Annotated in this window: 16 protein-coding genes and 6 tRNA genes; 20 read left to right on the top strand and 2 right to left on the bottom strand. The window is 64.5% G+C overall.

Annotation, left to right across the window (positions count from 1 at the left end):
- Positions 1 to 36 precede the first annotated feature (36 nt).
- From purF to QRD43_RS19030, 14 genes are all read left to right on the top strand, one after another.
- A complete protein-coding gene (gene purF, locus QRD43_RS19095; RefSeq protein ID WP_285984089.1) occupies positions 37 to 1,551 on the top strand; it encodes an amidophosphoribosyltransferase in 1,515 nt (504 codons plus the stop codon).
- A complete protein-coding gene (locus QRD43_RS19090; RefSeq protein WP_285984088.1) occupies positions 1,548 to 2,780 on the top strand; it encodes an O-succinylhomoserine sulfhydrylase in 1,233 nt (410 codons plus the stop codon). Before purF ends, QRD43_RS19090 begins: the two co-directional genes overlap by 4 nt.
- Positions 2,780 to 4,186 carry a glutamate--tRNA ligase gene (gene gltX / locus QRD43_RS19085; RefSeq protein ID WP_285984087.1) on the top strand — a complete coding sequence of 469 codons (1,407 nt, stop codon included), beginning with the start codon at positions 2,780 to 2,782 and terminating at the stop codon, positions 4,184 to 4,186. The genes QRD43_RS19090 and gltX overlap by 1 nt, the downstream gene beginning before the upstream one ends.
- Before the next feature lie 127 nt (positions 4,187 to 4,313).
- Positions 4,314 to 4,389, top strand: a tRNA-Ala gene (locus tag QRD43_RS19080).
- A gap of 45 nt (positions 4,390 to 4,434) precedes the next feature.
- Positions 4,435 to 4,510 (top strand) — tRNA-Glu (locus tag QRD43_RS19075).
- Between the two features lie 81 nt (positions 4,511 to 4,591).
- Positions 4,592 to 4,668 (top strand) — tRNA-Asp (locus tag QRD43_RS19070).
- A 79-nt stretch (positions 4,669 to 4,747) separates the two neighbouring features.
- Positions 4,748 to 4,823, top strand: a tRNA-Ala gene (locus QRD43_RS19065).
- Between the two features lie 51 nt (positions 4,824 to 4,874).
- Positions 4,875 to 4,950 (top strand) — tRNA-Glu (locus tag QRD43_RS19060).
- Between the two features lie 68 nt (positions 4,951 to 5,018).
- Positions 5,019 to 5,095: transfer RNA gene (locus QRD43_RS19055), tRNA-Asp, on the top strand.
- A 608-nt stretch (positions 5,096 to 5,703) separates the two neighbouring features.
- The gene (locus tag QRD43_RS19050; protein ID WP_285984086.1) at positions 5,704 to 7,086 is read left to right on the top strand and encodes a TIGR03013 family XrtA/PEP-CTERM system glycosyltransferase; all 1,383 of its coding nucleotides are present in this window, start codon (positions 5,704 to 5,706) and stop codon (positions 7,084 to 7,086) included.
- Positions 7,087 to 7,175: 89 nt separating this feature from the next.
- Positions 7,176 to 9,281, top strand: a complete 2,106-nt coding sequence (gene prsK, locus QRD43_RS19045) for an XrtA/PEP-CTERM system histidine kinase PrsK (RefSeq protein ID WP_285984085.1) — start codon at positions 7,176 to 7,178, stop codon at positions 9,279 to 9,281.
- Positions 9,278 to 10,645, top strand: a complete 1,368-nt coding sequence (gene prsR / locus QRD43_RS19040; protein ID WP_285984084.1) for a PEP-CTERM-box response regulator transcription factor — start codon at positions 9,278 to 9,280, stop codon at positions 10,643 to 10,645. The genes prsK and prsR overlap by 4 nt, the downstream gene beginning before the upstream one ends.
- The gene (prsT, locus tag QRD43_RS19035; protein ID WP_285984083.1) at positions 10,642 to 13,464 is read left to right on the top strand and encodes an XrtA/PEP-CTERM system TPR-repeat protein PrsT; all 2,823 of its coding nucleotides are present in this window, start codon (positions 10,642 to 10,644) and stop codon (positions 13,462 to 13,464) included. Before prsR ends, prsT begins: the two co-directional genes overlap by 4 nt.
- Positions 13,465 to 13,575: 111 nt before the next feature.
- Positions 13,576 to 14,865 carry a GNAT family N-acetyltransferase gene (locus QRD43_RS19030; RefSeq protein ID WP_285984082.1) on the top strand — a complete coding sequence of 430 codons (1,290 nt, stop codon included), beginning with the start codon at positions 13,576 to 13,578 and terminating at the stop codon, positions 14,863 to 14,865.
- A 241-nt stretch (positions 14,866 to 15,106) separates the two neighbouring features.
- On the opposite strand, the gene QRD43_RS19025 is transcribed toward QRD43_RS19030, so the two are convergent.
- A complete protein-coding gene (locus QRD43_RS19025) occupies positions 15,107 to 15,919 on the bottom strand; it encodes a PEP-CTERM sorting domain-containing protein (protein ID WP_285984081.1) in 813 nt (270 codons plus the stop codon).
- A 190-nt stretch (positions 15,920 to 16,109) separates the two neighbouring features.
- On the bottom strand, positions 16,110 to 17,180 hold the full coding sequence (locus tag QRD43_RS19020) for a nitroreductase family protein (protein WP_285984080.1): 1,071 nt from the start codon (positions 17,178 to 17,180) through the stop codon (positions 16,110 to 16,112).
- 42 nt (positions 17,181 to 17,222) lie between these two features.
- Here QRD43_RS19020 and QRD43_RS19015 point away from each other — a divergent pair, with 42 nt between their 5' ends.
- The 6 genes from QRD43_RS19015 to QRD43_RS18990 all read left to right on the top strand — a co-directional run bounded on the left by QRD43_RS19015 (position 17,223) and on the right by QRD43_RS18990 (position 24,433).
- The gene (locus tag QRD43_RS19015) at positions 17,223 to 18,191 is read left to right on the top strand and encodes a ThiF family adenylyltransferase (protein ID WP_342399050.1); all 969 of its coding nucleotides are present in this window, start codon (positions 17,223 to 17,225) and stop codon (positions 18,189 to 18,191) included.
- A 244-nt stretch (positions 18,192 to 18,435) separates the two neighbouring features.
- Complete coding sequence (locus tag QRD43_RS19010; RefSeq protein ID WP_285984079.1) at positions 18,436 to 19,062, top strand: XrtA/PEP-CTERM system exopolysaccharide export protein; 627 nt, start codon at positions 18,436 to 18,438, stop codon at positions 19,060 to 19,062.
- A gap of 99 nt (positions 19,063 to 19,161) precedes the next feature.
- Entirely contained in the window at positions 19,162 to 20,736 is a 1,575-nt protein-coding gene (locus tag QRD43_RS19005; RefSeq protein WP_285984078.1) for an XrtA system polysaccharide chain length determinant, read from the top strand.
- 2 nt (positions 20,737 to 20,738) lie between these two features.
- The gene (locus QRD43_RS19000; RefSeq protein ID WP_285984077.1) at positions 20,739 to 21,770 is read left to right on the top strand and encodes an XrtA-associated tyrosine autokinase; all 1,032 of its coding nucleotides are present in this window, start codon (positions 20,739 to 20,741) and stop codon (positions 21,768 to 21,770) included.
- The gene (locus tag QRD43_RS18995; RefSeq protein ID WP_285984076.1) at positions 21,760 to 23,304 is read left to right on the top strand and encodes a TIGR03016 family PEP-CTERM system-associated outer membrane protein; all 1,545 of its coding nucleotides are present in this window, start codon (positions 21,760 to 21,762) and stop codon (positions 23,302 to 23,304) included. The genes QRD43_RS19000 and QRD43_RS18995 overlap by 11 nt, the downstream gene beginning before the upstream one ends.
- Before the next feature lie 4 nt (positions 23,305 to 23,308).
- Positions 23,309 to 24,433 (top strand): XrtA/PEP-CTERM system-associated ATPase, encoded by a 1,125-nt coding sequence (locus QRD43_RS18990; protein ID WP_285984075.1) that lies wholly within the window; start codon positions 23,309 to 23,311, stop codon positions 24,431 to 24,433.
- Positions 24,434 to 24,444 lie beyond the last annotated feature (11 nt).

Genomic DNA, 24,444 nt, shown 5'->3' with positions numbered 1-24,444 from the left:
CCGGGCCCCGGGAGCCGACAAGTCGAGGAAGAGAACATGTGTGGCATCGTTGGTGTGATATCCCAGGCGCCGGTCAACCAGCTGATCTATGACGCGCTGCTGCTGCTGCAGCACCGCGGCCAGGATGCCGCCGGCATCGTCACCATGCAGGGCAACAAGTGCTTCATGCACAAGGCCCGCGGCATGGTGCGTGACGTCTTCCGCACCCGCAACATGCGCGCGCTGCCGGGCAACGTGGGCCTGGGTCAGGTCCGCTACCCGACCGCCGGCAACGCCTACAACGAGGAAGAGGCCCAGCCCTTCTACGTGAATGCACCCTTCGGCATCGTGCTGGTGCACAACGGCAACCTGACCAACGCCCACGCGCTGAAGCAGGAGCTGTTCGCCGTCGACCGTCGCCACATCAACACGGAGAGCGACTCCGAAGTGCTGCTCAATGTGCTGGCCCACGAGCTGGAGCAGGTCGCCCGCGAACTGCCGCTGACGCCGCAGGCGGTGTTCAAGGCCGTGCGCGCCGTGCACAAGCGCATCAAGGGCTCCTATGGCGTGATCGCGCTGATCGCGGGTCACGGTCTGCTGGCCTTCCGCGACCCCTTCGGCATCCGCCCGCTGTGCTTCGGCCACAGCGCCAGCGGCGATGTGATGGTCGCGAGCGAGAGCGTCGCCCTCGAGGGCACGGGCGTCAAGCTGGACCGCGACGTCGCGCCCGGCGAGGCCGTCTTCATCGACACGCAGGGCCAGGTGCACACCGAGCAATGTGCCGAGAATCCCTCGCTGAATCCCTGCGTGTTCGAGTTCGTCTACCTGGCCCGCCCGGACTCGGTGATGGATGGCATCTCGGTCTACCAGGCCCGCCTGAACATGGGCGAGACGCTGGCCCAGCGCCTGATCTCCACGATGCCGCCGAGCGAGATCGACGTCGTCATTCCCATTCCCGAGTCGAGCCGCCCGTCGGCCATGCAGTTGGCCCACAAGATCGGCAAGCCCTACCGCGAGGGCTTCGTGAAGAACCGCTACGTCGGGCGCACCTTCATCATGCCGGGGCAGGGCGCGCGCAAGAAGTCGGTGCGCCAGAAGCTCAACGCCATCGGCCTTGAGTTCAAGGGGCGCAATGTGCTGCTGGTGGATGACTCCATCGTGCGCGGCACCACCTCCAAGGAAATCGTCCAGATGGCGCGCGAGGCGGGGGCAAACAAGGTCTACCTGGCCTCGGCCGCACCGCCGGTTCGCTTCCCCAATGTCTACGGCATTGACATGCCGACCAAGGAAGAGCTGATCGCTCACGGTCGCAGCATCGAGGAAGTGCGCCAGTACATCGGTGCCGACGCCCTGATCTACCAGGACGTGGATGCCATGAAGCGCGTGGTGGCCTCTTTGAAGCCCGGCCTGAAGGGCTTCGAGGCTTCGTGCTTCGATGGTCACTACATCACGGGCGATGTGTCGGCCGAGGACTTCGCCACCATCCAGGCTCAGCGCAAGAGCCAGGGTGACGAGGAAGAGGGTCCGGCCCGCACACGCCTGGCGCTGCAAAGCGGAGGCGAGGGCCAATGAGCCCGAAGAACACGAACGACCGCGCCCAGCTGCCCGACGGCCTGCGGACCGAGACGCTGGCCGTGCGCTCGGCGCTGCCGCCGAGCCAGCATGGCGAGAATTCCGAGGCGCTGTTCCTGACGAGCACCTTCGTGCAGCCGGACGCGGCCACCTCGGCCCAGCGCTTCGCGCAGTCCGAGGACTTCACCTACTCGCGCACCAGCAATCCGACCGTGCGCAGCCTCGAGGCCCGTCTGGCCGCCATGGAAGGCACGGAAGCCGCCATCGCGACGTCAAGCGGCATGAGCGCCATCCTGCTGCTGTGCATGGGCCTGCTGAAGGCGGGCGATCACGTGGTCTGCTCGCGCTCGGTGTTCGGCTCGACGATCAACCTCTTCGCCAAGGAGTTCGGCAAGTTTGGCGTGGAGACGAGCTTCGTCTCGCAGACCGACCTGCAGGAATGGCGTGACGCGATCCGCCCGACGACCCGGCTCTTCTTCGCCGAGACGCCCACGAACCCGCTGACCGAGGTCTGCGACATCCAGGCGCTGGCGGACATTGCCCATGGCGCCGGTGCGCTGCTGGTGGTCGACAACACCTACTCATCGCCGGTGCTGCAGCAGCCCGCCAAGATGGGAGCGGACGTCATCATGCACTCGGCCACCAAGTACATGGACGGGCAGGGCCGCGTGATGGCAGGCGCGCTGTGCGGTCCGAGCGCCCTGATCAAGGACGTCTTCGGCCCCGTGATGCGCACCGCCGGCATGGTCCTGGCGCCGTTCAACGCCTGGGTCGTGCTCAAGGGGCTCGAGACGCTGAGCCTGCGCATGAAGGCGCAGAGCGAGCAGGCGCTCGCGGTGGCGCGCTGGCTCGAGACGCGGCCGGAAGTGGCGCGGGTCTACTACCCGTCGCTGCCCTCGCATCCCCAGCACGAACTGGCCATGCGCCAGCAATCGGGACAGGGCGGGGCGGTGCTGTCCTTCGAGCTCAAGGGCGACACGCCGGAGGCCGCGCGTGCCGCGGCCTTCCATGTGATCGACAGCACGCGTGTGCTGAGCATCGCCACCAACCTGGGCGACACCAAGTCCATCATCACCCACCCGGCGACCACCTCCCACGGCCGCCTCAGCGAAGCGCAACGCCAGGCGGCCGGCATCGGCCAGGGGCTCATCCGGCTGTCGGTCGGCCTCGAACACGTCGATGACATCATCGACGACCTGCTGCGCGGACTTTCCACCTTGAATCACTGATGAGCACCACTGCAAACACCCCCGTGCGCACCCGCATTGCGCCGTCTCCCACCGGCTTCCTGCACCTGGGGACCGCGCGCACGGCCCTGTTCTCGTGGGCCTTTGCGCGCCACCATGGCGGCGAGTTCGTGCTTCGCATCGAGGACACCGACGTCGCCCGCTCGACGCAGGACTCGGTCGACCAGATCCTGGCCTCCATGCACTGGCTGGGCCTGGGCTACGACGAAGGCCCGATCTACCAGATGCAGCGTCTGGACCGCTACCAGGCGGTCGTCGACCAGCTGATCGCCGAAGGCAAGGCCTACCGCTGCTACACGACGCCCGAGGAGCTGGAGGCCATGAAGGCGGGCCAGGAGGCCCGGGGCGAGAAGCGCCGCTACGACGGCACCTGGCGCCCCGCTGCCGGCAAGACGCTGCCGGCCATTCCGGCAGGCGTCCAGCCCGTGATCCGCTTTGCCAACCCGACCGATGGCGAGGTGACCTGGAACGATCTGGTGAAGGGCCCCATCACCATCGCCAACAAGGAAATCGACGACCTCATCATCATGCGCGCCGACGGCGTGCCCACCTACAACTTCGCCGTGGTGGTGGATGACTGGGACATGCGCATCAGTCATGTGTTCCGTGGCGACGAGCACATCAACAACACGCCCTGGCAGATCAACATCTTCCAGGCGCTGGGCGCACCGCTGCCGCAGTTCGGCCACGTCCCTGTGATCCTGGGAGATGATGGGCAGAAGCTGTCCAAGCGCCGCGGCGCTGTCAGCGTCACCGCCTATGAAGAGAACGGCTATCTGCCCGAGGCCATGCTGAACTACCTGGCTCGTCTGGGCTGGAGCCATGGTGATGACGAGCTCTTCACCTCCGAGCAACTGGTGTCCTGGTTCGACGGCAGCCATCTCTCCAAGAGCCCGGCCCAGTGGGACGCTGCCAAGCTGGAGTGGGTGAACGGCCAGTACATCAAGCAGGCGGACGATGCCCGTCTGGCCTCGCTGGTGGCTGCGCAGATGAGCAGGCGTGGGCTGGTCGCACCTGAGGCTTCCCGCCTGGCCCAGATGTGCGCGCTGTTCAAGGACCGCTGCAGCACGACGGTGGCGCTGACGGACTGGCTGGCCATGTATGTGAGCGACGTGCAGGCTTCCGAGGAGGAGCGGGTCCAGCATCTGACGGAGGCCGTTCGTCCCGCACTGCAGGCCCTGGCTGACAAGTTCAGCACGCTGGACTGGAGCAAGGCCGCCATCCAGGCCGCCATCAAGGAAGTGATCACGGCCCACGGCTTGAAGATGCCCCAGCTGGCCATCCCGGTGCGCGTGCTGGTGTGCGGCCGCGCGCAGACGCCGTCGGTCGATGCGGTGCTGGAGCTCTTCGACAAAGAAATTGTGGTGAAACGCTTGCGCTCCTTCTAAAAAGCGTTCTATAATCTTTTTCTCGCTTGAACAGCGCAACAAACAAAGCGCAACGCAGCAGCTGCCCTGGCAGGTCCAGGAGGTGGTGGAAGTGTTGAGCAGCGTTTGCCCAAAGAAGAGATTCGATGGGGGTATAGCTCAGCTGGGAGAGCGCTTGCATGGCATGCAAGAGGTCAGCGGTTCGATCCCGCTTACCTCCACCAAATTCTCTTGAATAGGGTGGCGCGCAGTTCAAGGTAGAAGGTTTAGTCCCCTTCGTCTAGAGGCCTAGGACACGACCCTTTCACGGTTGTAACAGGGGTTCGAATCCCCTAGGGGACGCCAAGTTTGACAAGCTTGGCAGTTTGTTGAAAAACAGATTGCAAACTTGTTAGATAATGTGGTTATAATATAGCTGCAGTATCTGGAGTGGTAGTTCAGTTGGTTAGAATACCGGCCTGTCACGCCGGGGGTCGCGGGTTCGAGCCCCGTCCACTCCGCCAACAATTTGTATGCAGTATGAAAATACTGTGTATAATAAATATAGCTTGAACGGCGCGCCGTTATTGAGTAAAGCTCAATGGGGGTATAGCTCAGCTGGGAGAGCGCTTGCATGGCATGCAAGAGGTCAGCGGTTCGATCCCGCTTACCTCCACCAAAAACCTTTGACAAGGTTCAGGTGGCGCGCAGTTCAGGATTAGAAGGTTTAGTCCCCTTCGTCTAGAGGCCTAGGACACGACCCTTTCACGGTTGTAACAGGGGTTCGAATCCCCTAGGGGACGCCAAGTTTGACAAGGCTTGAGAGCGCTGCTCTGAAACTTGTTCCGTGTTCGCCGCCAAGCGGTGGGCATGAGGAGTGGTAGTTCAGTTGGTTAGAATACCGGCCTGTCACGCCGGGGGTCGCGGGTTCGAGCCCCGTCCACTCCGCCAAATTCAAAGCCCTGGTTGCATGCAGCCAGGGCTTTTTTCTTTGCCCGTCTGCCGTGTGAGGGCGATGGCTCGGCCCGAGTCTCACTCAAGCAGCCTTGGTGCGGCGCACTCTCATCCGGAGCTGCCAGAAGTGGCCGTCAGGGGAGACGATGGTCGTTGCTGTCATGGTCCTCGGCCCTTTGGTTTCAATTTGCTTCGAATTTGGGCCAAAGTAAGCACACAGGGCCTGAGAAAATCAACGGCGTCTGCCCAGGCATGTGGCTTGCCGGTTCTCTATTCCGGTCGCTTCGGAGCCGCTGACGCCCAGGTGTCCCAGTGGGGCCATTTGCTCGTCCCGGGCGTCAATATTCGTTCACGAAGCGCGGCTAGGCTTCTGCGTGACCTTTGCGCAGATATTTCTACAAACTGCTCATCGATTGCATCGAGAGGGTTTGAACATCGCATCGTGAACTACCGCACCAACTCAGGGGGCGCCCCTCCAAACAGGGGGCTTTCAGCGCTGGGTGGGGGAGGCATGATGCACCGCACTGCAAGTCCGGCGATGTCCAGATGGCGCAGGAAGCCATCGGGGCAGCCCGAATGTTCGGGAAGCGTGTTTGGGGATTGGCATGATCAGAATTTTTAACCACTACCTTCATCGGCGCACGCTGATGCAAGTTGCGCTGGACCTGGGCCTGATCTTCCTGGCCACCATGCTGGTCGTGATGTCCAAAGGCGACTCTGCCGATGCGCTCCTGCCCTTTGCTGCTTCGCAAGGGCTGTCGCTGGCGGGCTTCATGTTCGTCATCAATTCGGCTTCGGGCCTGTACCAGCACAGTCATAACCGTTCGCTGACGCAGTCCTGTGCCCGGGCGCTGCTTGCCACGCTGGTGGCACTGCCTCTGGCCTATGGCTTCTCGCGCCTGGTGCCGGCTTCCATCCCGCATCGGGACCTGCTGGTGCTGGCCGCGATGGCCGCGATTGCCGCCGTGATGGTGCATCGCGTGTATGCCGCTCACTCTTCCGTGCATGCCCGCTCGCGCACGAAGATCCTGATCTTCGGTGCGGGCCCTGTTGCCAAGTCGGTCGGCGCGACCCTGTTCTCCGCTGATCCGCACGCCGAGATCGTGGGCTACTTCGCCGGCCCCAATGAGACCGAGACCTCCGTCGCAACTTCCGAACTCATCCAGCCGCAAGGCACGCTGACCGAGACCGCCCTGCGCCTCGGCGTAGACGAGATCGTGGTCGCGCTGAGCGAACGCCGGGGCGGCAGCATGCCGCTGCGCGAGCTGCTCGACTGCAAGATTTACGGCGTGCGTGTCGTGGACATCGCCACGCACTTCGAGAAGACGCTGGCCCAGATCAAGATCAGCCACGTGAACGCAGGCTGGCTGATCTTCGGTGACGGCTTCAACCAGGGCATGGTCCGCACCTTCGTGAAGCGCACTTTCGACCTGGTGTTCTCCGGCCTGTTGCTGGTGCTGAGCAGCCCGATCATGCTGCTGGCTGCCCTGGCGGTGCGTCTGGAGTCGCGCGGCCCGGTGTTCTACAAGCAGGAGCGTGTCGGCCTGAATGGCACGACTTTCGATGTCGTGAAGTTCCGCAGCATGCGCACGGATGCCGAGAAGGATGGCAAGCCGCGCTTCGCCAGCAAGAACGACGACCGCGTGACCCGCGTCGGGCGCTTCATCCGCCGTGTCCGGATCGACGAACTGCCGCAGCTGTTCAATGTGCTGCGCGGCGAGATGAGCCTGGTCGGGCCGCGTCCGGAGCGTCCGTTCTTTGTGGACGACCTCACCACCAAGGTGCCTTATTACGCCGTCCGCCACAGCGTCAAGCCGGGCGTCACGGGCTGGGCCCAGGTGCGCTACGAGTATGGCTCCACGCTGGAAGATTCTGTCGAGAAGCTGCAGTACGACCTGTATTACGTCAAGAACCACACGCTGTTCCTGGATCTGTTGATCCTGCTGGAGACGGTGGCCGTGGTGCTGACAGGCAAGGGCGCGCGCTGAGCGACGTCGCCCGTCTCCGGGTGCCGCGCCTGCCGCGCGCGACGCTGTCCAATCAATGATGCACATCGTCGATGTCCTTTGACCTGGGCGTGGCCGGCAATCTGCTGGCCTTGCTTTTTTATGGGGCCTTCGCAGGCGCCTATGGGCTGCAGCTCCGGCACCTGCAAGGGGAGCAGCGCCGCGGTGCCTGGTTCTTCTGGGCAGGCCTGCTGTGCAGCGCCGCGTGGGCCGCCCTGGGGTTGATGCTGGAGCTCCAGGCACCGCCTGCTGATGGCGTGCTGCTGGCGCTCTCACCCTGGCTCGATGCCGGACGCTATCTCGCCTGGCTGGGGTTCATGCGCTGGTTGCTGCAGGAAGGGCGGGGCGCATCAGAGTCCCGCCTCTTCCATCGCGGTGTCCAATGGCTCGCGGTGCTCCTGCTCATCGGCAAGGCAGTGCTGGAGGGACCCAATGACTGGCTCCCTCCGCCGCGCAGCGTCCTGAATCACTGGGCCGCGTTCGACTGCCTGGCGTTGGCGGTGGTCGGGCTCATGCTGGTCGAGCAACTGCATCACAACGTGCAGGACAGCGCTCGATGGAACGCCAAGCCGGTGTGCATTGCACTGGGCGTCGTCTTCGCGTTCGACCTGTACCTGTATTCGCAGATGGCCCTGTTCCGCGAGGCCGATCTCGATGCCGTGAGCATCCGCGCGGGCGTCCATGCCATTGCCGTTCCGCTGCTCTATGTGGCGGCCCGCCGGCACAAGGACTGGATCGCGAAACTGCATGTGTCGCGGGCCGCGGTCTTTCACTCCGCCACGCTGATTCTCAGTGGTCTGTACCTGCTGGTCGTCTCGGCCGTGGGCTACTACCTCCGCTATACCGGCGGCGCCTGGGGCCGCGCGCTGCAGATCGCCCTGCTGGTGCTGTCCAGTGTTGGCCTGCTGCTTCTTTTCTTCTCGGGTGCGCTGCGCGCCAAGCTGCGCGTCTACATCAGCAAGAACTTCTTCAGCTACCGGTACGACTATCGGGAAGAGTGGCTGCGCTTCACGGCCATGCTCTCCTCGCAGGATTCCCCCGAGGCGCTGGGCCAATCCATCATCGAGGGGCTCGCCAACCTGGTGGAGAGCCCGGGCGGCTCGCTATGGCTGCCGTCGCCGACGCAAGGGGGCTTCGTGCAGGCTGTTCGGCACAATGCCGTGCACAGTGCGCTGACCATTGGCGACCAGGACGACTTCGTGCAGTTCCTGGCCAGCAGCGGCTGGATCCTGGATCTGGATCAGCTGCGTGTCGGGCAGCCCGAGGCCGGCAAACCCTGGATCCAGGCGCCCCAGGCGCTGCTTGATGAGCCTCGTCACTGGCTGATCGTTCCCCTGCTGGCGGGGCCTCGGCTGATCGCCTTCGTGGTGCTTGAGCACTCGCGGGCACGGCTGGACGTGAACTGGGAGGTGCGCGACCTCCTCAAGACGGCCAGCGCGCAGGCGGCGGGCTTTCTGGCGCAGGTGCAGGCTGCCGAGGCACTGCTCGAAGCGCGCAAGTTCGACGCTTTCCACAAGATGTCCGCCTTCGTGGTGCATGACCTCAAGAACATCGTGACCCAGCTGTCATTGATGATGAAGAACGCGCAGAAGCATCGGGACAATCCGGAGTTCCAGGACGACATGCTGGCGACGGTCGACAACTCCCTCGAGAAGATGCGCCAGCTGCTGATGCAACTGCGCGATGGCCAGCGGCCGCTCGGCGCGCAGGGGGGAGTCGAGCTGCCTGCCTTGCTGCGCCGCCTGCAGGCCTTGGCGGCCAAGAAGGGGCGCTCCCTGGAGCTCGGAGAGCTGGAGGCCATCCAGTGCCGGGGTCAGGAAGACCGCGTCGAGCGCGTGCTGGGCCATGCCGTCCAGAATGCGCTGGATGCCACGCCGCCGGAAGGGCGCGTCTGGGCCACCTTGCATCGCCTCGGCAGCAATGCTGTTGTCACGGTGTCTGATACGGGGGTGGGCATGAGCGAGGAGTTCATTCGGAGCAAACTGTTCCGGCCCTTCCAGACCACGAAGGAGACAGGCATGGGCATCGGGGCCTTCGAAAGCTTCCAGTATGTCCAGGAATTGGGGGGCAAGATCGAGGTGGATAGCGCAGTGGGGCAGGGCACACGCCTCACAATCAGCCTGCCCCTGCTTTTGACACAGGAAGGCCAAGGCCTCGGGATGGTGGATGCTGCATGAGTAACGGGAATACACGCCAGCTGCTGATCGTGGAAGACGATCTGGCCCTGCAGAAGCAGCTCAAGTGGTCACTGGACCAGTTCGATGCATTGCTGGCCAGCGACGTGGCCAGTGCGGTCCAGCAGTTCCGCCGTCATCAGCCGCCCGTCGTGACCATGGATCTCGGCCTTCCGCCGGACCAGGACTCCGTCAGCGAGGGCTTCAAGCTGCTGGAGCGGCTGCTCGAGCTCGAGCCAGCCACCAAGATCATCGTGCTGACCGGGCAGAACGACCACGCCAATGCGCTGCGCGCGATCCGGCTGGGGGCTTATGACTTCCTGTCCAAGCCGGTCGACCCCGACGTCCTGTCGCTGACCGTGGAGCGCGCCTACCGCCTGCGGGAGCTGCAGGACGAGAACCGGCGCCTGGTGCGCGAGCAGCAGCACGACGCCCTGGGGGGGTTGCTCACCCGGGACCCGCAGATGGTGAAGATCAGCCGGATGGTCGAGCGAGTGGCGCCGAGCAATGCCACCGTGCTGATTCTTGGCGAGAGCGGCACGGGCAAGGAAGTCCTGGCTCAGGGCCTGCATGCCGCGTCCCGCCGCACTGGCAAATTCGTGGCCATCAACTGCGCCGCTATTCCGGAAGCGCTGCTGGAGAGCGAGCTGTTCGGCTACGAGAAGGGCGCCTTCACCGGTGCGACGAAGACCACCCTCGGCAAGATCGAGACGGCCCATGGCGGCACCCTGATGCTTGATGAGATCGGGGATCTGCCCATGGCCCTGCAGGCCAAGCTGCTGCGATTCCTCCAGGAGCGAAGCATCGAGCGCCTGGGCGGTCGTGGCGAGATCCCGGTGGATGTGCGTGTCGTGGGGGCCACCCATCAGGACCTGCAGGCCCTGATCGCCGACGGCCGCTTCCGCGAGGATCTCTATTACCGCCTCGCCGAGATCGTGGTTGAAGTGCCGCCCCTGCGGGACCGGCTCGGCGATGCCATCTTGCTGGCGCATGCCTTCGTGAAGCGTTTTGCATCGGAGCTGCGTCGCCCGGGCCTCACGCTGGGGGAGGACGCACAGAGCGTGATCGAGCGCTGGAAGTGGCCCGGCAATGTGCGCGAACTCCAGAACGTGATCAAGCGAGCCGTGATCATGGCCGAGCACGAGCGGATCGCGGCATCGGACCTCTCCATCCGTGGACTGCAGGATGACACCACGCCCCCGGTGAATGTCGAATTGGATCTGCGCCTGGTGAGGGAGCGGGCCGAGCGCGAGGCGGTGGTGAAGGCCCTTGCAAGAACGGACGGCAACATCGTCCGGGCGGCGGAACTGCTGGGGGTCAGCCGCCCCACGCTATACGATTTGATGAACCGCCTGCAGCTCAAGTGAGCGGCAGGACAGCGGTCCAAGACAGCAGTCTAAAGGAGGCAGCTTTGGTGGCATTTTCCAGAACGATTCTTGCTGCAGGCCTGACCGCAGCGCTGTTGGGTGCCTGCGGAGGCAAGACGCCGGAGCAGCACCTGACGTCTGCCAAGGCCATGCTTGCCAAGAATGACGGCAAGAGTGCCACCATCGAGCTCAAGAGCGCGCTCCAGGCGGATCCAGCCATGGCCGAAGCTCGCTTCCTGCTGGGCACGACGCTGCTGGCCCAGGGGGATCCCGTCAGTGCCCGCATTGAATTGGAGAAAGTGCGCGAGCTGGGCTACCCGGCGGATCAGCTGGTGCCGCCGCTGGCGCGGGTGATCTTCACCTACGGCGAATACGAGAAGGTGCTGGCCGAGTTCTCCCGTACCCAGCTGGAAGTGCCGGCGGCGCAGGCTGATCTGCTGACGACCCTGGCGGAGTCCGCCCTGCTACTGCGTCGCAAGGACGATGCGGAGCGCTACATCCAAGGCGCCCTCGGCCTGGATGCCAAGCAGCCTCGGACGCTGCTCGTCGCCGCCAATGTCGCCGGCTACAGCGGCAACTACGATGTCGCGCTTCAGCACGTGTCACAGGTGCTGACAGTCGAGCCCAAGAATGCCAAGGCCTGGCTCGCGAAGGCCGAGTTCCTGCGCTTCGGGCTCGGGCGCGACGACGACTCCGTGGCCGCCTATGAGCAGGCCCTGGCGCTGGATCCCAAATCGGTGGGAGCCAACGTTGGCCTGTCCACGTTCCGCCTGACCAAGGGTGACCTGGACGGAGCCCGCAAGCAGGTCGAGCTCATGCGCAAGTCGCTGCCCAACCACCCGCAGACTCGCTTTGTCTCGGCCCTGGTCGCGCTGGAGTCCGGGGACCTCAAGAAGGCGAACGAGGAATCCCAGGCCATGCTGAAGCTGGGCCCTGAGGATGCGCGATTCCTGCACCTTGCCGGCGCCATCGCCGCCCAGTCCGGTGCGCTGCTCGTGGCCGAGAAATACCTCAGCCAATCGCTGAACCAGTCCGCGGACAACCCCTCGGCGCGCCTGCTGCTGGCGCATACCCTGCTCAAGGCGGGCGAAGCCGGCAAGGCGCTCAGCGCCCTTCAGCCGCTCATGGAGCAGCAGGGACGCAGTCAAGCCGCACTGGCACTTGCCGGGCAGGCCTACCTGACCCAGGGTGAGGTGAACAAGGCCGTGGAGGCCTTCCGCAAGGCTGTTGACCTGGACCCCAAAGACGTCCGGAGCAAGACGGCACTTGCCGTGGTGGATCTCCAGAAGGGGCGGACGGACGAGGGGCTTGGCGCGCTCAAGGGCCTGGCTGCCGCCGATGCCTCAGGCCATACGGCTGATCTGGCGTTGATCAGCGCGCTCCTGAGTCGTGGTGACTCGGCGGGTGCTCTGCAGGCCATCGCACAGTTGCAGCAGAAGCAGCCGAAACTGGCGGACGCCCCGTTCCTCCGCGGGACCATCCAGATGAGGAACAAGCAACTGGCGGAAGCCCGGGCGTCCTTCGAGCAGGCGCTCCAGCTGTCGCCCGAGTACTTCCAGGCTGCCGTGGCACTGGCCTTCCTCGATGTGGATGCCGGGCGCATCCAGGATGCCATCAAGCGTTTTGAAGGGATGGTTGCGCGGGATCCACGCAACATCCGTGCGCGGATGGCCGCCATCGAGCTGCGAGTGCGGGCAGGTGCCAGTGCCAGCGAGTACGAGCAACTGCTCCAGGATGCCATCAAGGCGTCTCCGGATGCGCCAGAGCCTCGCTTGAGTCTGATTCGTCATCGAGTCCTCCAGGGAGACCCCAAGCAAGGCCTGCAGGCCGCTCAGGAAGGACAGGCCGCCATCTCCGACAGTGCCGAGCTGCTGCTGGCGCTGGGGCAGGTGCAGGCCCTCACCGGCGACGTGAACCAGGCCGTCAGCACGTTGAACAAGCTCGTGGCCAAGATGCCCAATTCGCCCGATCCCTACCTGCGGATGGCGGAGGTTCATGCGCAGGCCAAGGACCTTCCTGCGGCAGCGGCAGATCTGCGCCGAGCCCTGGTTCTCGCGCCGCGCAATCCTGAAGTCGTGGGCAAGCTCGTCGCGGTCCAGGTGGCACTGGGCAAGTTCAGTGATGCGCGGTCTGCACTGAAGGACATGGAAGTCGCCGGAGCGCCGAAGGTGGTCATCTACACGGCGCAGGGCGATGTGGCTTTTGCCCAGAAGGGCTTCGCCGAGGCCGCACGGCAGTACCGTGCAGCGCTGGACCTCAACCGGGATGACGCAACGCTGGCAATCAAGTTGCATACTGCGCTGATGAAGGCCGGGCAGGGGGCAGAGGCCACCCGCCTGGCCCAGACCTGGATGGCGGCACACGCCAAGGATGTGCATTTCGCCAGCTATTTGGCGACGCTCGCCTTGCAGGCCGGCAAGATGGCGGACGCTGAAGCCTTGTACCGGCAGGTGCTTGCTCAGGAACCTCGCTATTCGGTGGCCCTCAACAACATGGCCTGGATCCTGATGAAGAGCGGCAAGCCCGGCGCGACGGAGTTCGCTCAGCGCGCCGTGCAGGTCCGCGAGGACGTCGACGAATACTGGGACACCCTGGCCATGACGCACCTCGCTGCCAAGGAGCCCGCCCGTGCGCTGGAGGCCTCGCGCAAGGCACTGCAACTCCGGCCGGGATCCGCTGCTGCCCGACTGCACCTGGCGCAAGCGCTGGTGGGGACCGGAGACAAGGCTGCGGCCAAGGCGGAGGTCGCCAAGATCAAGGACGGATCGCTGGGGCCAGACCTCAAGCTCACGCTGGATGAGCTGAATCGGCAGCTCTGATTGGGGACATCGGCGTGGACGCAGCCAGGTCTGTCGCCGTCGCCCACGTCTTCTTGCAGTAAGCTAGTCGGATCGTCCATCCGCATCTGGGTGGACTGGAAGGAAGCGACCATGGCCGCCATCAAGCGCTCCAGCCTACGCAAACGCGTGCACACGGCCTTGCGTTCCGTATTCGGTGCCTTGCCTCGGGATTGGCGGTTTGCGGTGTATCGCCGCATGGTGGACTGCGATCCGCAACCGGATGCCCGGTTGCAGCTCAAGATCGCGGAAACGCAGGAGGAGCTGGAGGCTTGCTTCCGCATCCTTCACGATGCCTACGTGGCTGCCGGCTTCATGAAGCCGGACCCTTCCGGCATGCGGATCACGATCTACCACGCGCTGCCGACGACCACGACGATCTGTGCCAAGTGGGACGGCCGGGTGGTCGGGACCATCTCGATGATCCGGGAGGGCGTGTTCGGCTTCCCGCTGCAAAGCGTGTTCGACCTGGCGGGTGTCCGGCGCAAGCGCGGCAATATCGTCGAGATCTCGGCCCTGGCCGTGCATCCGGATTTCCGCAAGACGGGCGGGGCAGTCCTGTTTCCCCTGATGAAGTTCATGCACCAGTACTGCACGGAGTATTTCGATACCCGTCATCTGGTCATTGCCGTCAACCCGGACAAGATCGAGCTGTATGAGGCGCTCCTGTTCTTCGAGCGACTGCAGGCCCGCACCGTTGACGCCTACGACTTCGCCAATGGTGCACCGGCCGTGGGGGCGACGCTCGACCTCACTCAGTCGGAAGCGCTGTTCCGCGCGGTGTACCAGTTCCGCCCACTTCGCAAGAACCTGCACCATTTCTTCTATCGTCAGGCTCTCGACAATATCGTTCTGCCCAGCCGGCGCTACTTCACGACGAACGACCCGGTGCTGACCCCAGCCCTGCTGGACTACTTCTTCAACCGGTGCAGCCCGGTTCTGCAGGGGCTGGACGATCGCAAGAAGGCATTGCTCTGGTCCATCTACAACACGCCGGAGTATCGGCAGGTTTTGCCCATGCTGGCGGGGCAGGCGCTGGAACACCATCCCTTGCGTCGCCACCAGCGCTATTCCATCCGATGCCCGGCGGAGATGAGGATCGTGTCATCGACGGGTGAGCGGGTCTGCGTGCTCGAGATCATCGAGATCTCGGCGGCGGGCTTCCAGGCGCGCTGCGGGAACGAGCTGCCTTTGGAGTCCACTGGGGACGTGGTGGTTGACCTGGGTGAGCACGAGCGTTCGCGCGTGCGCGCTCAGGTCGTGCGCCGGCGTGAGAGCGAGCAAGGTCGCTTCTTCGGCTTCAAGCTCGTCGACGAGCCGGATGCCCCGTGGCGAGACTGTGTGGCGGCTTTCGAAACAGGGCAGACTCACCGCGATCTTTGAGGGATCAGCCACTCCGGCCGCACCCGCCGTGGCGGCCCGCCCAACGGGCGTTGCTCGATTTGGCGGTCCGGCTTCGAGCCTTGCGGAAGCAAATGAAAAGGGGAGCCACGGGCTCCCCTTTTGTCGTGCGCACTTGCTTGTGCTCGTACTGGCGGCCGTGGGCCTGCGGTCGGTGTTCCGATGGGCACGGACAAGAAAAAGGGGTGCCGAGGCACCCCTTTCGAGCGAATCAGTGAACTGATTACTTGGCGCTGCGGCGGCGAGCCATGCCCAGGCCCAGCAGGGCCACGCCAGCCAGGGCGATGCTGGCGGGTTCGGGAATGTCACGCACCAGGTAGGCGTCGCCAGCCGACGTCACGCGGACCGTGGAGCAGGTCTTGGTGGCGTCGAACGTGCAGGCACCCGTACCCACGAAGCCGGTGGTGTTGTTGTTGGTCACGGCCTGGAACAGCACCTTGCCGTTGGTCATGTCGTTCTTCAGGCTGTTGCCGAGGTTGTCCTTGACGTCGAACGTCGGCTTCAGGAAGGCTGCAACATAGGCCAGCAGGGTGGAATCGCCGTTGAAGCCACCGATCACGGCGGTCGACGAAGCGTTGCCGCCGAGGCCGACGATCGAGCCAGCAGCGTAGGTGCCACCCAGACCGGACATCAGGAAGTTGCCCGAGGTGAACTGGTACTTGAAGCCGCCGCCCGGGTTCAGGGCGATGACCTTGCCGGCCACATTGGTGAACGAGATGGTCAGCAGCTCATTGCTGATCACGGACAGGCCGCCGTTGTCACCAGCGCCGGGGACGTTTTCCGGCGTGTAGGTGACCGAGAAGACGGAACCGCTCTCGACGAACTTGGCGCCGACGAAGGCTTGACCCAGGCCGTTCACTTCTTGTTCGACCGTGGCACCGCCACCACCCAGGCCCAGGCGACCGATGTTCGTCACGGTCGTAGTGGGCGTGTTCAGTTGCCAGCCATCCAGCACCACATAGCCAGCGGATGCCGAGGCACTGACTGCGACCAGTGCTGCAGCTGCTGCAGCGCGCACAACGTGCTTGAAGTTCATGTTTCTCTCCGTTCCTTGTTTCAGGTTGGTCAGCTTCGCAATGTCGCTGAGCCGCCTGCGGTGATATGAGCAATCACTGTGCCAGATTTGAGAACTCTTTTTAAATCAATCACTTGCGATTGATCTGGTGCGCTGTGAAATGAGGAAAGGCGGTGGGTGTAAAGACCTCCGACAGCGGTTCGCAGGGGGTTCAGGCGCGCAACTGCGCCAAGGGCTTGCGCAAGGAGCGCGCCGTTGGGGCGGTTCCATGGCCCAGGCGGCCCATGAAGACCGCGCGTTCGGCAATGTCGCGACCGATCAACAGCTCAAGCCGCTGCCGGATGTCGTGGGCCATCGGCATCGCATGGGCTGATGCAGAGAATGGGCGGGATTCGCGTGAATACCTGCTAAATACCAGTGGCGTGACTTCGGGTTGCAGCTGCATTTCCAGCGCGGTGGCCTGAAGCCAGAAACGCTGGATTGCACGTCCCGCCTCCACATAGTCCTCTGGTCGATGGGGAGGATTTGTTGAATGAATGACGAAATGCGCTGCGCAGCGCAATGAGGGGATGAAATCGAGTTCGATGCGGGGTGCCCAGGTCCCGGCCAGAAAGGTATTGAAGAACCTGACGCGTTGCCAGCTCTTCATGACCTGACGCATCAGCAGGACCGTGCCGGGGCTGGCGCCCAGCGCCTGGTCAGGAACCTTGTCCGCGCTGAATTGGGCGTGCCATTCGATGATGTCCCGATGGACCCGGTATGCCTCTTCGATGGTCAGGCGCAGCTTGGCGGAGTGGAACAGCAGTTTGGCGGTCTTCAGTCGTGCAAAACCCTCGTCCAGCCAATGCACCGCCATGCCTGCCGGAAGGCACTGAGTCAACGACTTCTTTTCTTCCTCAGTCAGTGGGGTGCGCTTCAAGGGCCGTCGCTGTACGCTGCGTTTCTCGATCTGGGCAGCAAGCCGCAGTTGGCTTTTGTCCGGCGCTGCTTGCACGCTCACGTCAAACTGCGGACGCGTCTCCGTGCTGAAATCCATGCGGTCAATGACCATCTGCCAGCCGCGGCTCGCGGCGGCAATGGCGAGGGTTTCCAAAAGCGTGCCGAAGCTGATCTGGCTGGGATGGCCGTCGAGGTCGTAGACGCAGTGATCCCGGGTGTCGAACCCATGGATGCGGAGTTGTCGCGGGCCCAAGCGTTCAAAGCGCCAGGGCTGCGTGTTGTCCCCGCTAGGCGCCCAGCGGGCCAAGTCCAGCAGTTGATCCAGAAGATCGGGCTCGGTCATTCAAGTCTCCCTGTTCGGCATGGTGACGAACGAGTGGGAATCTTGGCACAGCTTTTCAATATCAGCGGAGCGGCAGCAGGCATGGCGCAAAATGGCCACGACACCCCCTCGTGCGGGGCCAACAGGGGAGCACACATGCAGGATCAGTCTGGATTTGATTACGACAAGGCGTTTTCGCGGAATATCGGCTGGGTCACCGAGGCTGAGCAGGCGAAGCTGCGGCGCTCCACTGTCGCGATTGCGGGGCAGGGGGGGGTCGGTGGTGCCCATGCTTTGACGCTGGCGCGCCTGGGCATCGGCGCTTTCCGCCTGGCTGACTTCGACGAATTCGAGGTGCACAACTTCAACCGGCAGGTCGGCTCCTCGATGGACAGCATCGGGCGCCCCAAGGTGGAGGTCATGGCGGAGATGGTCCGGGGCATCAACCCCGAGGCCGACGTCCGCAGTTTCGGCGAGGGTGTCACCCAAGCCAATGTGGCGGCATTTCTCGAAGGCGTGGATGTCTATGTCGATGGCATCGATTTCTTTGCCGTCGATGCCCGGCGGCTGCTGTTCGCGGAGTGTGCTCGGCGCGGCATTCCCGCCCTGACGGCGGCACCGCTGGGCATGGGAGTGGCATTGCTGTATTTCAAGCCGGGTGCCATGACCTTTGAAGATTACTTCAAGGTGGAAGGTCAATCCCGGCAAGAGCAGTACGCGCGATTCATCGCCGGCCTGTCGCCTGCCATGCTGCAGCGGCCCTACCTGGTGGAGCCGCTGGCAGTCAATTTCGCCGAACGAAAAGGACCGTCGACCATGATGGCCTGCGATTTGTGTGCCGGGGTCATGGGGACGTCCGTGCTGAAGGTTCTGCTGGGGCGTGGTGACTTGAGGCCTGCACCCTGGGCCATGCAATTTGATGCGTTCCGGCAGAAATTGAGTTTCACCTGGCGGCCCGGCGGAAATGCCAATCCGCTTCAGAAACTCTTGATGATGTTCATCCGCCCGGTTCTTCGAGGCACGAATTCGTAAGTGCCTGTGACCGCATGACGGCGATGTCTTGTTCCGCACTCATACGAGGGATGGGCATGGCGCAGCGGCTGGTGTGCAATCGTGCCCCTGAGAATCGAGGCGGCTGCTGCAGCTGTCATGAGTGTCGGCATTCGAGCCGGACCCCTATGGCATGATGCCTGGCCGGCTCTGTGTGGGGCGGGGCCAGGATCGCCCGGTGCCCGTCCCACCCCTTTTCTGTTGTTCAGCGACTAAGGACAGAGATATGTTCAAAGCCCTTGCCCTGCGTGGGTTCCTCGTTGCCGCGCTTGGCGCCGTGATGGCCGTGCTCGGCGGCTGTGCGTCCACGAGCCAGTTCCCGCAGGCTCCGGCCAAGGCTGCAGAGGGCAACTACAGCTACATCATTGGTGCCGGGGACAACCTGAACATCATCGTCTGGCGCAACCCGGAACTGTCCATGACCGTGCCCGTGCGGCCAGATGGCAAGATCGCCACGCCGCTGATTGATGAACTGGTGGCCCAGGGCAAGAACCCGGTCGAGGTGGCCCGTGACATCGAGAAGCAGCTGTCGAAATACGTCCGTGACCCGGTCGTGACGGTCATCGTGACCAGCTTCGTCGGTCCTTACAGCGAGCAGATCCGCGTGGTGGGCGAAGCGGCCAAGCCGCAGTTCCTGGCCTACAAGCAGCAGATGACGCTGCTGGACGTGATGATTGCCGTGGGGGGGCTGACGGACTTTGCAGCCGGCAACGAAGCCACGATCCTGCGTTCCTCCGAGGGCAACAAGCAGTACTCGGTCCGACTCAAGGACCTCATCAAGCGGGGTGATGTTTCCGCCAACGTCGAGATGCGTCCCGGCGACATCCTCATCATTCCTCAGAGCCTCTTCTGAGTCGCAAGGCTGGCGGCGTGCTGACGCCAGGGCCTCAACTTCTTGACGGCGGTGGTCGCTCGGGCGTCCACCGCTGATTGCTTCAGGCAAGCAGACGACATGGAACAGTTATTCGCTCAGTTGCTGACGCTCGGTCGGCGGATGTGGAAGTACCGATGGGCGGGGCTTCTGGCGGCGTGGCTTGTGGGCGCCCTGGGGGTGCTGGTGGCCTTGTTGCTGCCGAATCGCTATGAGGCCAGTGCGCGAATCTATGTGGATACTCAGTCCATCCTGAAGCCGCTGATGAACGGGCTGGCCGTCCAGCCCAATGTCGACACGCAGGTCCAGATGCTCAGCCGCACGCTGATCAGCCGCCCGAACATGGAGAAGCTGGTCCGGATGGCCGACCTGGATCTGGGCAACCAGAGCAAGGCGCAGCAGGAGGCCCTGATCGAGATGCTCACTCGCGAGCTCTCCATCCGCAGTACCGCGAAGGACAACCTCTACACGCTGTCGTACCGTGACAAGGATCCCGACACCGCCAAACGGGTGGTGCAGTCGCTGGTCTCCATCTTCGTGGAGTCGAGCCTCGGGGCCAGCCGCAAGGAAACGGCGACGGCCACCACCTTCATCAACGAGCAGATCAAGAACTACGAGGCGAAGCTCGAGGAAGCGGAGTCGCGCCTCAAGGAGTTCCGGCTGCGGAACCTGGAACTGACCGCGAGTGAAGGCAAGGACGCGGCCTCGCGCCTGGGCGAGCTGAGCAATCAGCTGGACCGTGCCCGGCTTGAGCTGCGTGAAGCCGAGAATGCCCGGAGCGCCGCGAAGCAGCAGCTGGCCGCTGAGCGCGCGCGGCTCGACAGCGCCGCCCAGACCGCTCTGCAGGATCCGTCCGCATTCGCCATGCCGGAACTCGATGCCCGCATTGATGCTCAGAAGCGCAACCTGGACGTGCTGCTGCAGCGCTTCACGGACGCGCATCCGGACGTCATCCAGACCCGCAAGCTGATCAAGGACCTGGAAGAGCAGAAGAAGCGCGAGCTCACGGAGATGCGGCGTACCAGCACCGGGGCTGGTGGCAGCGTCAGCAACAGCACCGGCACGCCCGTGCAGCAGGACCTGTCCCGCATGCTCGCGACGACCGAAGTCCAGGTGGCTCAGCTGCAGGCACGTGTTGGTGAATACGCCGCGCGTTATCAGCAGGCGCTCTCCGCACTCAAGACGGCCCCCCAGCTGGAAGCCGAGGCCGCACAGCTCAACCGTGACTACGCCGTCCACAAGAAGAACTACGAGGAGCTGGTGGCTCGTCGTGAGTCTGCCGCCATCTCCGGCGAGCTGGATGTGGCGTCCGGTGTGGCTGATTTCCGCCTGATCGACCCGCCGCGTGCGTCCAATCAACCGGTGGCACCCAATCGGCTGGTGCTGCTGGCCGCGGCCTGGGGCTTGTCCGTGGCCGCAGGCCTGGGCGTGTCCTTTGTCGCCAGCCAGCTGCGTCCGGTCTTCCATGACACCCTGGAGCTGCGTGACGCGACGGAGCTGCCCGTGCTGGGCGTCGTCGGTCGCCTGCACACGCCCGCCGAGGTCTCGCGTTCGCGGCGCAGCATGCTGAGCTTCTGGTCTGCCGGCGCCTTGTTGTTCATCTGTTTTGCCATTGGTATCGCCGCGATGGCCGTCATTGCGAATCGGGGAGGGTGATCATGGCAGGCAGTCTCATTGAACAAGCCGCAGAACGTCTGGAGCAGCTGCGCCAGGCCGGGGTGGACATCGACCAGCTGACGACGCCCGCGTCGCCACCGGCACAGGGCGCGTCGGACGCCAGCCAGCTGCCGCCGTCTCAAGGGGCCGTTGCCGCGCCGGTGCAGGCGCAAGCGCCGGCAGTCGCGCCCCGCACGGTCGAGCGTGTTGCAGCTCCTGCGCCAGCCGCGGCCGTGTCCAAGCGTGTGGAACTGGATCTGGAGGCGCTGGCTGCCATGGGGCTGGTCACGCCCAATGCGCCCCGCACGCCCATGGCGGACCAGTACCGCGTGATCAAGCGCCCGCTGATCCGCAATGCCACGGGCCGCGGTGCCGAGATGCTCAACCACGGCAACTTGATCATGGTCACGAGCGCCTTGGCCGGCGAGGGAAAGAGCTTCACCTCCCTGAACCTGGCCATGAGCATCGCTGCCGAGCTGGATCACACGGTGATGCTGGTCGATGCCGACGTCGCGCGGCCGTCGGTGCTGCGCATGCTGGGGCTGCCCCCCGGGCCTGGTTTGCTGGACGTGCTGGAGGAATCCGTCGATCTGTCGGATGCGCTGCTGCGCACCAGCATCGACAAGCTGACCGTGCTGCCCAGCGGAACCCCGCACGCCCGCGCCACCGAACTGCTGGCCAGCGACGCCATGCGCAAGCTGCTCGACGACATGGCGCAGCGCTACCCCGATCGCATCATCATCTTTGATTCCCCACCGCTGCTGCTGACCACCGAATCGGCGGTGCTGGCATCGCAGATGGGGCAGATCGTGATCGTCGTGCATGCTGAGAGCACGCCGCAGTCCGCCGTGAAGCGTGCGCTGAGCACGATCGACAGCTGCCCCGTCCGGCTGATGCTGCTGAATCAGGCACGCGTCGATGCGGATGGCAGCTACGGATATGGCTATGGCTATGGCTACGGGTACGACAGCGGCGATGCCCCCGAGGCTCAGCCGAGTCTGCAGCCCGCCGAGGTGACTGGACATGACCGCTAAGCGGGAAGCACGGCCTATTCGCTCGGTGTGGCTGGCCTGTCTGGCCGCCAGTTCGGCCGGTCTGGCCGTGGCACAGGACGCCGGAGGGGCCGCTGGCCCGCAGCGCCGGGTCACGCTGGAGCCTCGTGTCAGCGTGTCCCAGGGCTACACGAGCAACCTGAAGCTCGCCAGCGATTTTCCGGACGCTGCCTTGATCACCACGCTGACGCCGGGGGTGTCGCTGCGTGCCCGCGGGCTCGAACTCTCAGGCGATCTCGACTACGCGCTCAACGGGCTCTACTACCAGAAGTCCGCGGAGCCGGATCGCATCACCCATCACCTGAGCTCTCAACTCCGTTGGGCGCCTTCGGAGGGGGGGCTGTTCCTGCAGGCGGCGGCCAGCATGTCGCAGCAGAATGTCAGCGCGCTGGGCCCGCGTACGGTGGACCCCTCGCTCGCCAACCCGAATGCGACCCAGGTTGCCAATGTCAGCGTGACACCGGGATTCCGGGTGCGTCTCTCAGACGTCGCCGTGCTGGAGTCTCATGTGAACCTGGTGCTCAATCGCGCCAAGAACACAGACCTCGGCGACCAGAGCGGGTACGCCGTCAGCGCTGCTCTGCGGCCGGCCCGCTCCGGCGGCTTGCTGAGCTGGCGGGTGGCCGGTGACGCCCAGGTCACCACGCCGCGCGTGGGGCGGCGCTCGCTCAGTGACCGCCTCATCGGCACCTTGATCTACACGCCTGATCCTGACTGGCAGCTTGGCGTCAACATGGGCGCGGACGCCAACAACTACACGACGGTCAACCGCGAGCGCAAGGCGGCCTACGGCGTGCAGGTGGCCTGGCGACCCTCGCCGCGCACGCTGGCGGAAGCGGCGGCAGACCACCGGTCCTACGGCAACACGCACAGCCTGGCCTTCGAGTACCGCTTGCCGCGCCTCTCCCTGCGCGTCTCCGACCTCCAGCAGGTCTCGCCGCCCGGCGTGCAGGGCGGCCTCGGCCAGCGAACCAATTTCGATCTGCTCTACCAGATGCTGGCGTCTCTGGAGCCAGACCCGGACAAGCGCCGGACGCTGGTGCTGGCGGTGCTGCAGTCGAATGGGCTGTCTCCCGATGCGGTCTCGACGCCCGGCTTCCTCAGTTCGGCCGTCAGCCTGTCCCGCACCCGCCAGATCGCTGCCATGTGGCAGGGCGTGCGCACCACGGTGAGCCTGTCGCTGGGCCACACCCGCAACACGCGCATCGGCGCGGCGAGCGTGCCGGGGGACGACCTGGGCCTGTCGGATCAGATTTCCCAGCGCGGCGCGATCCTGTCGCTTTCGCACCGCCTGACGTCCATGAGCTCGCTGTCGCTCGGCTACACGGACCAGCGCACGACCGCCAGTCAGGGGGCTCTGAACGGTTCCCACCTGCGCACGCTCAGCGGCGCCTGGAGCACCCGACTGACCGAGTCCCGCATGCTGTCCGTCAGTGTGCGGCGCGCCGAGATGGACAGCCCCCTGCGGCCCTATGTGGAGAACGCCATCACCGGCACTCTGCAGCAACAGTTCTAGTCCCATGTATGAAGCTTTTTATGGGCTGACGAGCAAGCCGTTCCAGCTCAGCCCGGACCCCAATTTCTACTTTGGAAGCAAGCAGCATCGCCGCGCCAAGGCCTACCTGGACTACGGTGTGCTGCGCAACGACGGCTTCATCGTCATCACGGGCGAAGTCGGTGCCGGCAAGACGACCCTGCTGCGCGGGCTGCTGGACAGCCTGAACCGCAGCAACACGGTCATCGGCAATCTGGTGACGACCCAGCTGGATGCCGAAGACACCCTGCGCCTCGTCGGGGCGGCCTTTGGCGTCCGTGTCAAGGACATGGCCAAGTCCGAGCTGCTGATGGCCCTGGAGGCCTTCCTCGTCAGCCAGGCGGCCCAGGGCAAGCGTTGCCTGCTGGTGGTCGATGAGGCGCAGAACCTCAGCGCCCGCGCGGTGGAGGAGCTGCGCATGCTGTCGAACTTCCAGTACGGCAACCAGTCGCTGCTTCAGACGTTCCTGGTGGGGCAGCCCGAGTTCCGTGCCATCCTGCAGCGGCCCGAGATGGAGCAGTTTCGCCAGCGTGTGGCGGCAACCTGCCACATCGGCCCGCTGGACGAGGAGGAGACACAGCGCTACATCGAGCACCGCCTGAAATGCGCGGGCAGCACCGGGAATCCGAGCTTCGACCCCGCTGCCTTCGCGGCGGTCCACAAGGCGTCGCGCGGCATCCCCCGCCGGATCAACAGCCTGTGCGATCGTCTGCTGCTGCTGGGCTTCATGGCCAACCGCACGCATCTCACACAGGCGGACGTCGAGGAGGTCGTCAAGGACATCCGCGACGAATCGGCCATTCCTGATTCGGCGCATGCGGCGCTGGCGAGCGGCCCGGCCTCGGTGCCGGCCGCGCATCTCGGTCAGCACGCCGTGGGCCCGGCCGGGCTCGACATCGACGTCAGCCAGATCAGCCTGTCCGCCTCGCTGGGGCAGGGCATGTCCGAGCAGATCCTCAACCTGGCCCAGGATCACCACACGGACCGCCTGCAGCGCCTCGAGCGCAGCATGATGCGGCTGGAGCGCATCAACCTGCAGACGCTGGCGCTGCTGCAGAAGCTGGTGGAAGGCCTCACTGCCGCCGAGCGCAAGGAAGGAACGGACTCGTGAAGCCCGTCAAT

This window comes from Roseateles subflavus (assembly GCF_030285365.1).
Classification (GTDB): domain Bacteria; phylum Pseudomonadota; class Gammaproteobacteria; order Burkholderiales; family Burkholderiaceae_C; genus Roseateles_B; species Roseateles_B subflavus.
This window is presented reverse-complemented; position numbering and strand designations above follow the sequence as displayed.

What these genes read in the sequence shown, in the direction of transcription:
- purF (WP_285984089.1), top strand. Translation starts at nt 37, where the DNA reads ATGTGTGGCATCGTTGGTGTGATATCCCAGGCGCCGGTCAACCAGCTG.
- QRD43_RS19090 (WP_285984088.1), top strand. Translation starts at nt 1,548, where the DNA reads ATGAGCCCGAAGAACACGAACGACCGCGCCCAGCTGCCCGACGGCCTG.
- gltX (WP_285984087.1), top strand. Translation starts at nt 2,780, where the DNA reads ATGAGCACCACTGCAAACACCCCCGTGCGCACCCGCATTGCGCCGTCT.
- QRD43_RS19050 (WP_285984086.1), top strand. Translation starts at nt 5,704, where the DNA reads ATGATCAGAATTTTTAACCACTACCTTCATCGGCGCACGCTGATGCAA.
- prsR (WP_285984084.1), top strand. Translation starts at nt 9,278, where the DNA reads ATGAGTAACGGGAATACACGCCAGCTGCTGATCGTGGAAGACGATCTG.
- QRD43_RS19030 (WP_285984082.1), top strand. Translation starts at nt 13,576, where the DNA reads ATGGCCGCCATCAAGCGCTCCAGCCTACGCAAACGCGTGCACACGGCC.
- QRD43_RS19025 (WP_285984081.1), bottom strand. Translation starts at nt 15,919, where the DNA reads ATGAACTTCAAGCACGTTGTGCGCGCTGCAGCAGCTGCAGCACTGGTC.
- QRD43_RS19020 (WP_285984080.1), bottom strand. Translation starts at nt 17,180, where the DNA reads ATGACCGAGCCCGATCTTCTGGATCAACTGCTGGACTTGGCCCGCTGG.
- QRD43_RS19010 (WP_285984079.1), top strand. Translation starts at nt 18,436, where the DNA reads ATGTTCAAAGCCCTTGCCCTGCGTGGGTTCCTCGTTGCCGCGCTTGGC.
- QRD43_RS19005 (WP_285984078.1), top strand. Translation starts at nt 19,162, where the DNA reads ATGGAACAGTTATTCGCTCAGTTGCTGACGCTCGGTCGGCGGATGTGG.
- QRD43_RS19000 (WP_285984077.1), top strand. Translation starts at nt 20,739, where the DNA reads ATGGCAGGCAGTCTCATTGAACAAGCCGCAGAACGTCTGGAGCAGCTG.
- QRD43_RS18995 (WP_285984076.1), top strand. Translation starts at nt 21,760, where the DNA reads ATGACCGCTAAGCGGGAAGCACGGCCTATTCGCTCGGTGTGGCTGGCC.
- QRD43_RS18990 (WP_285984075.1), top strand. Translation starts at nt 23,309, where the DNA reads ATGTATGAAGCTTTTTATGGGCTGACGAGCAAGCCGTTCCAGCTCAGC.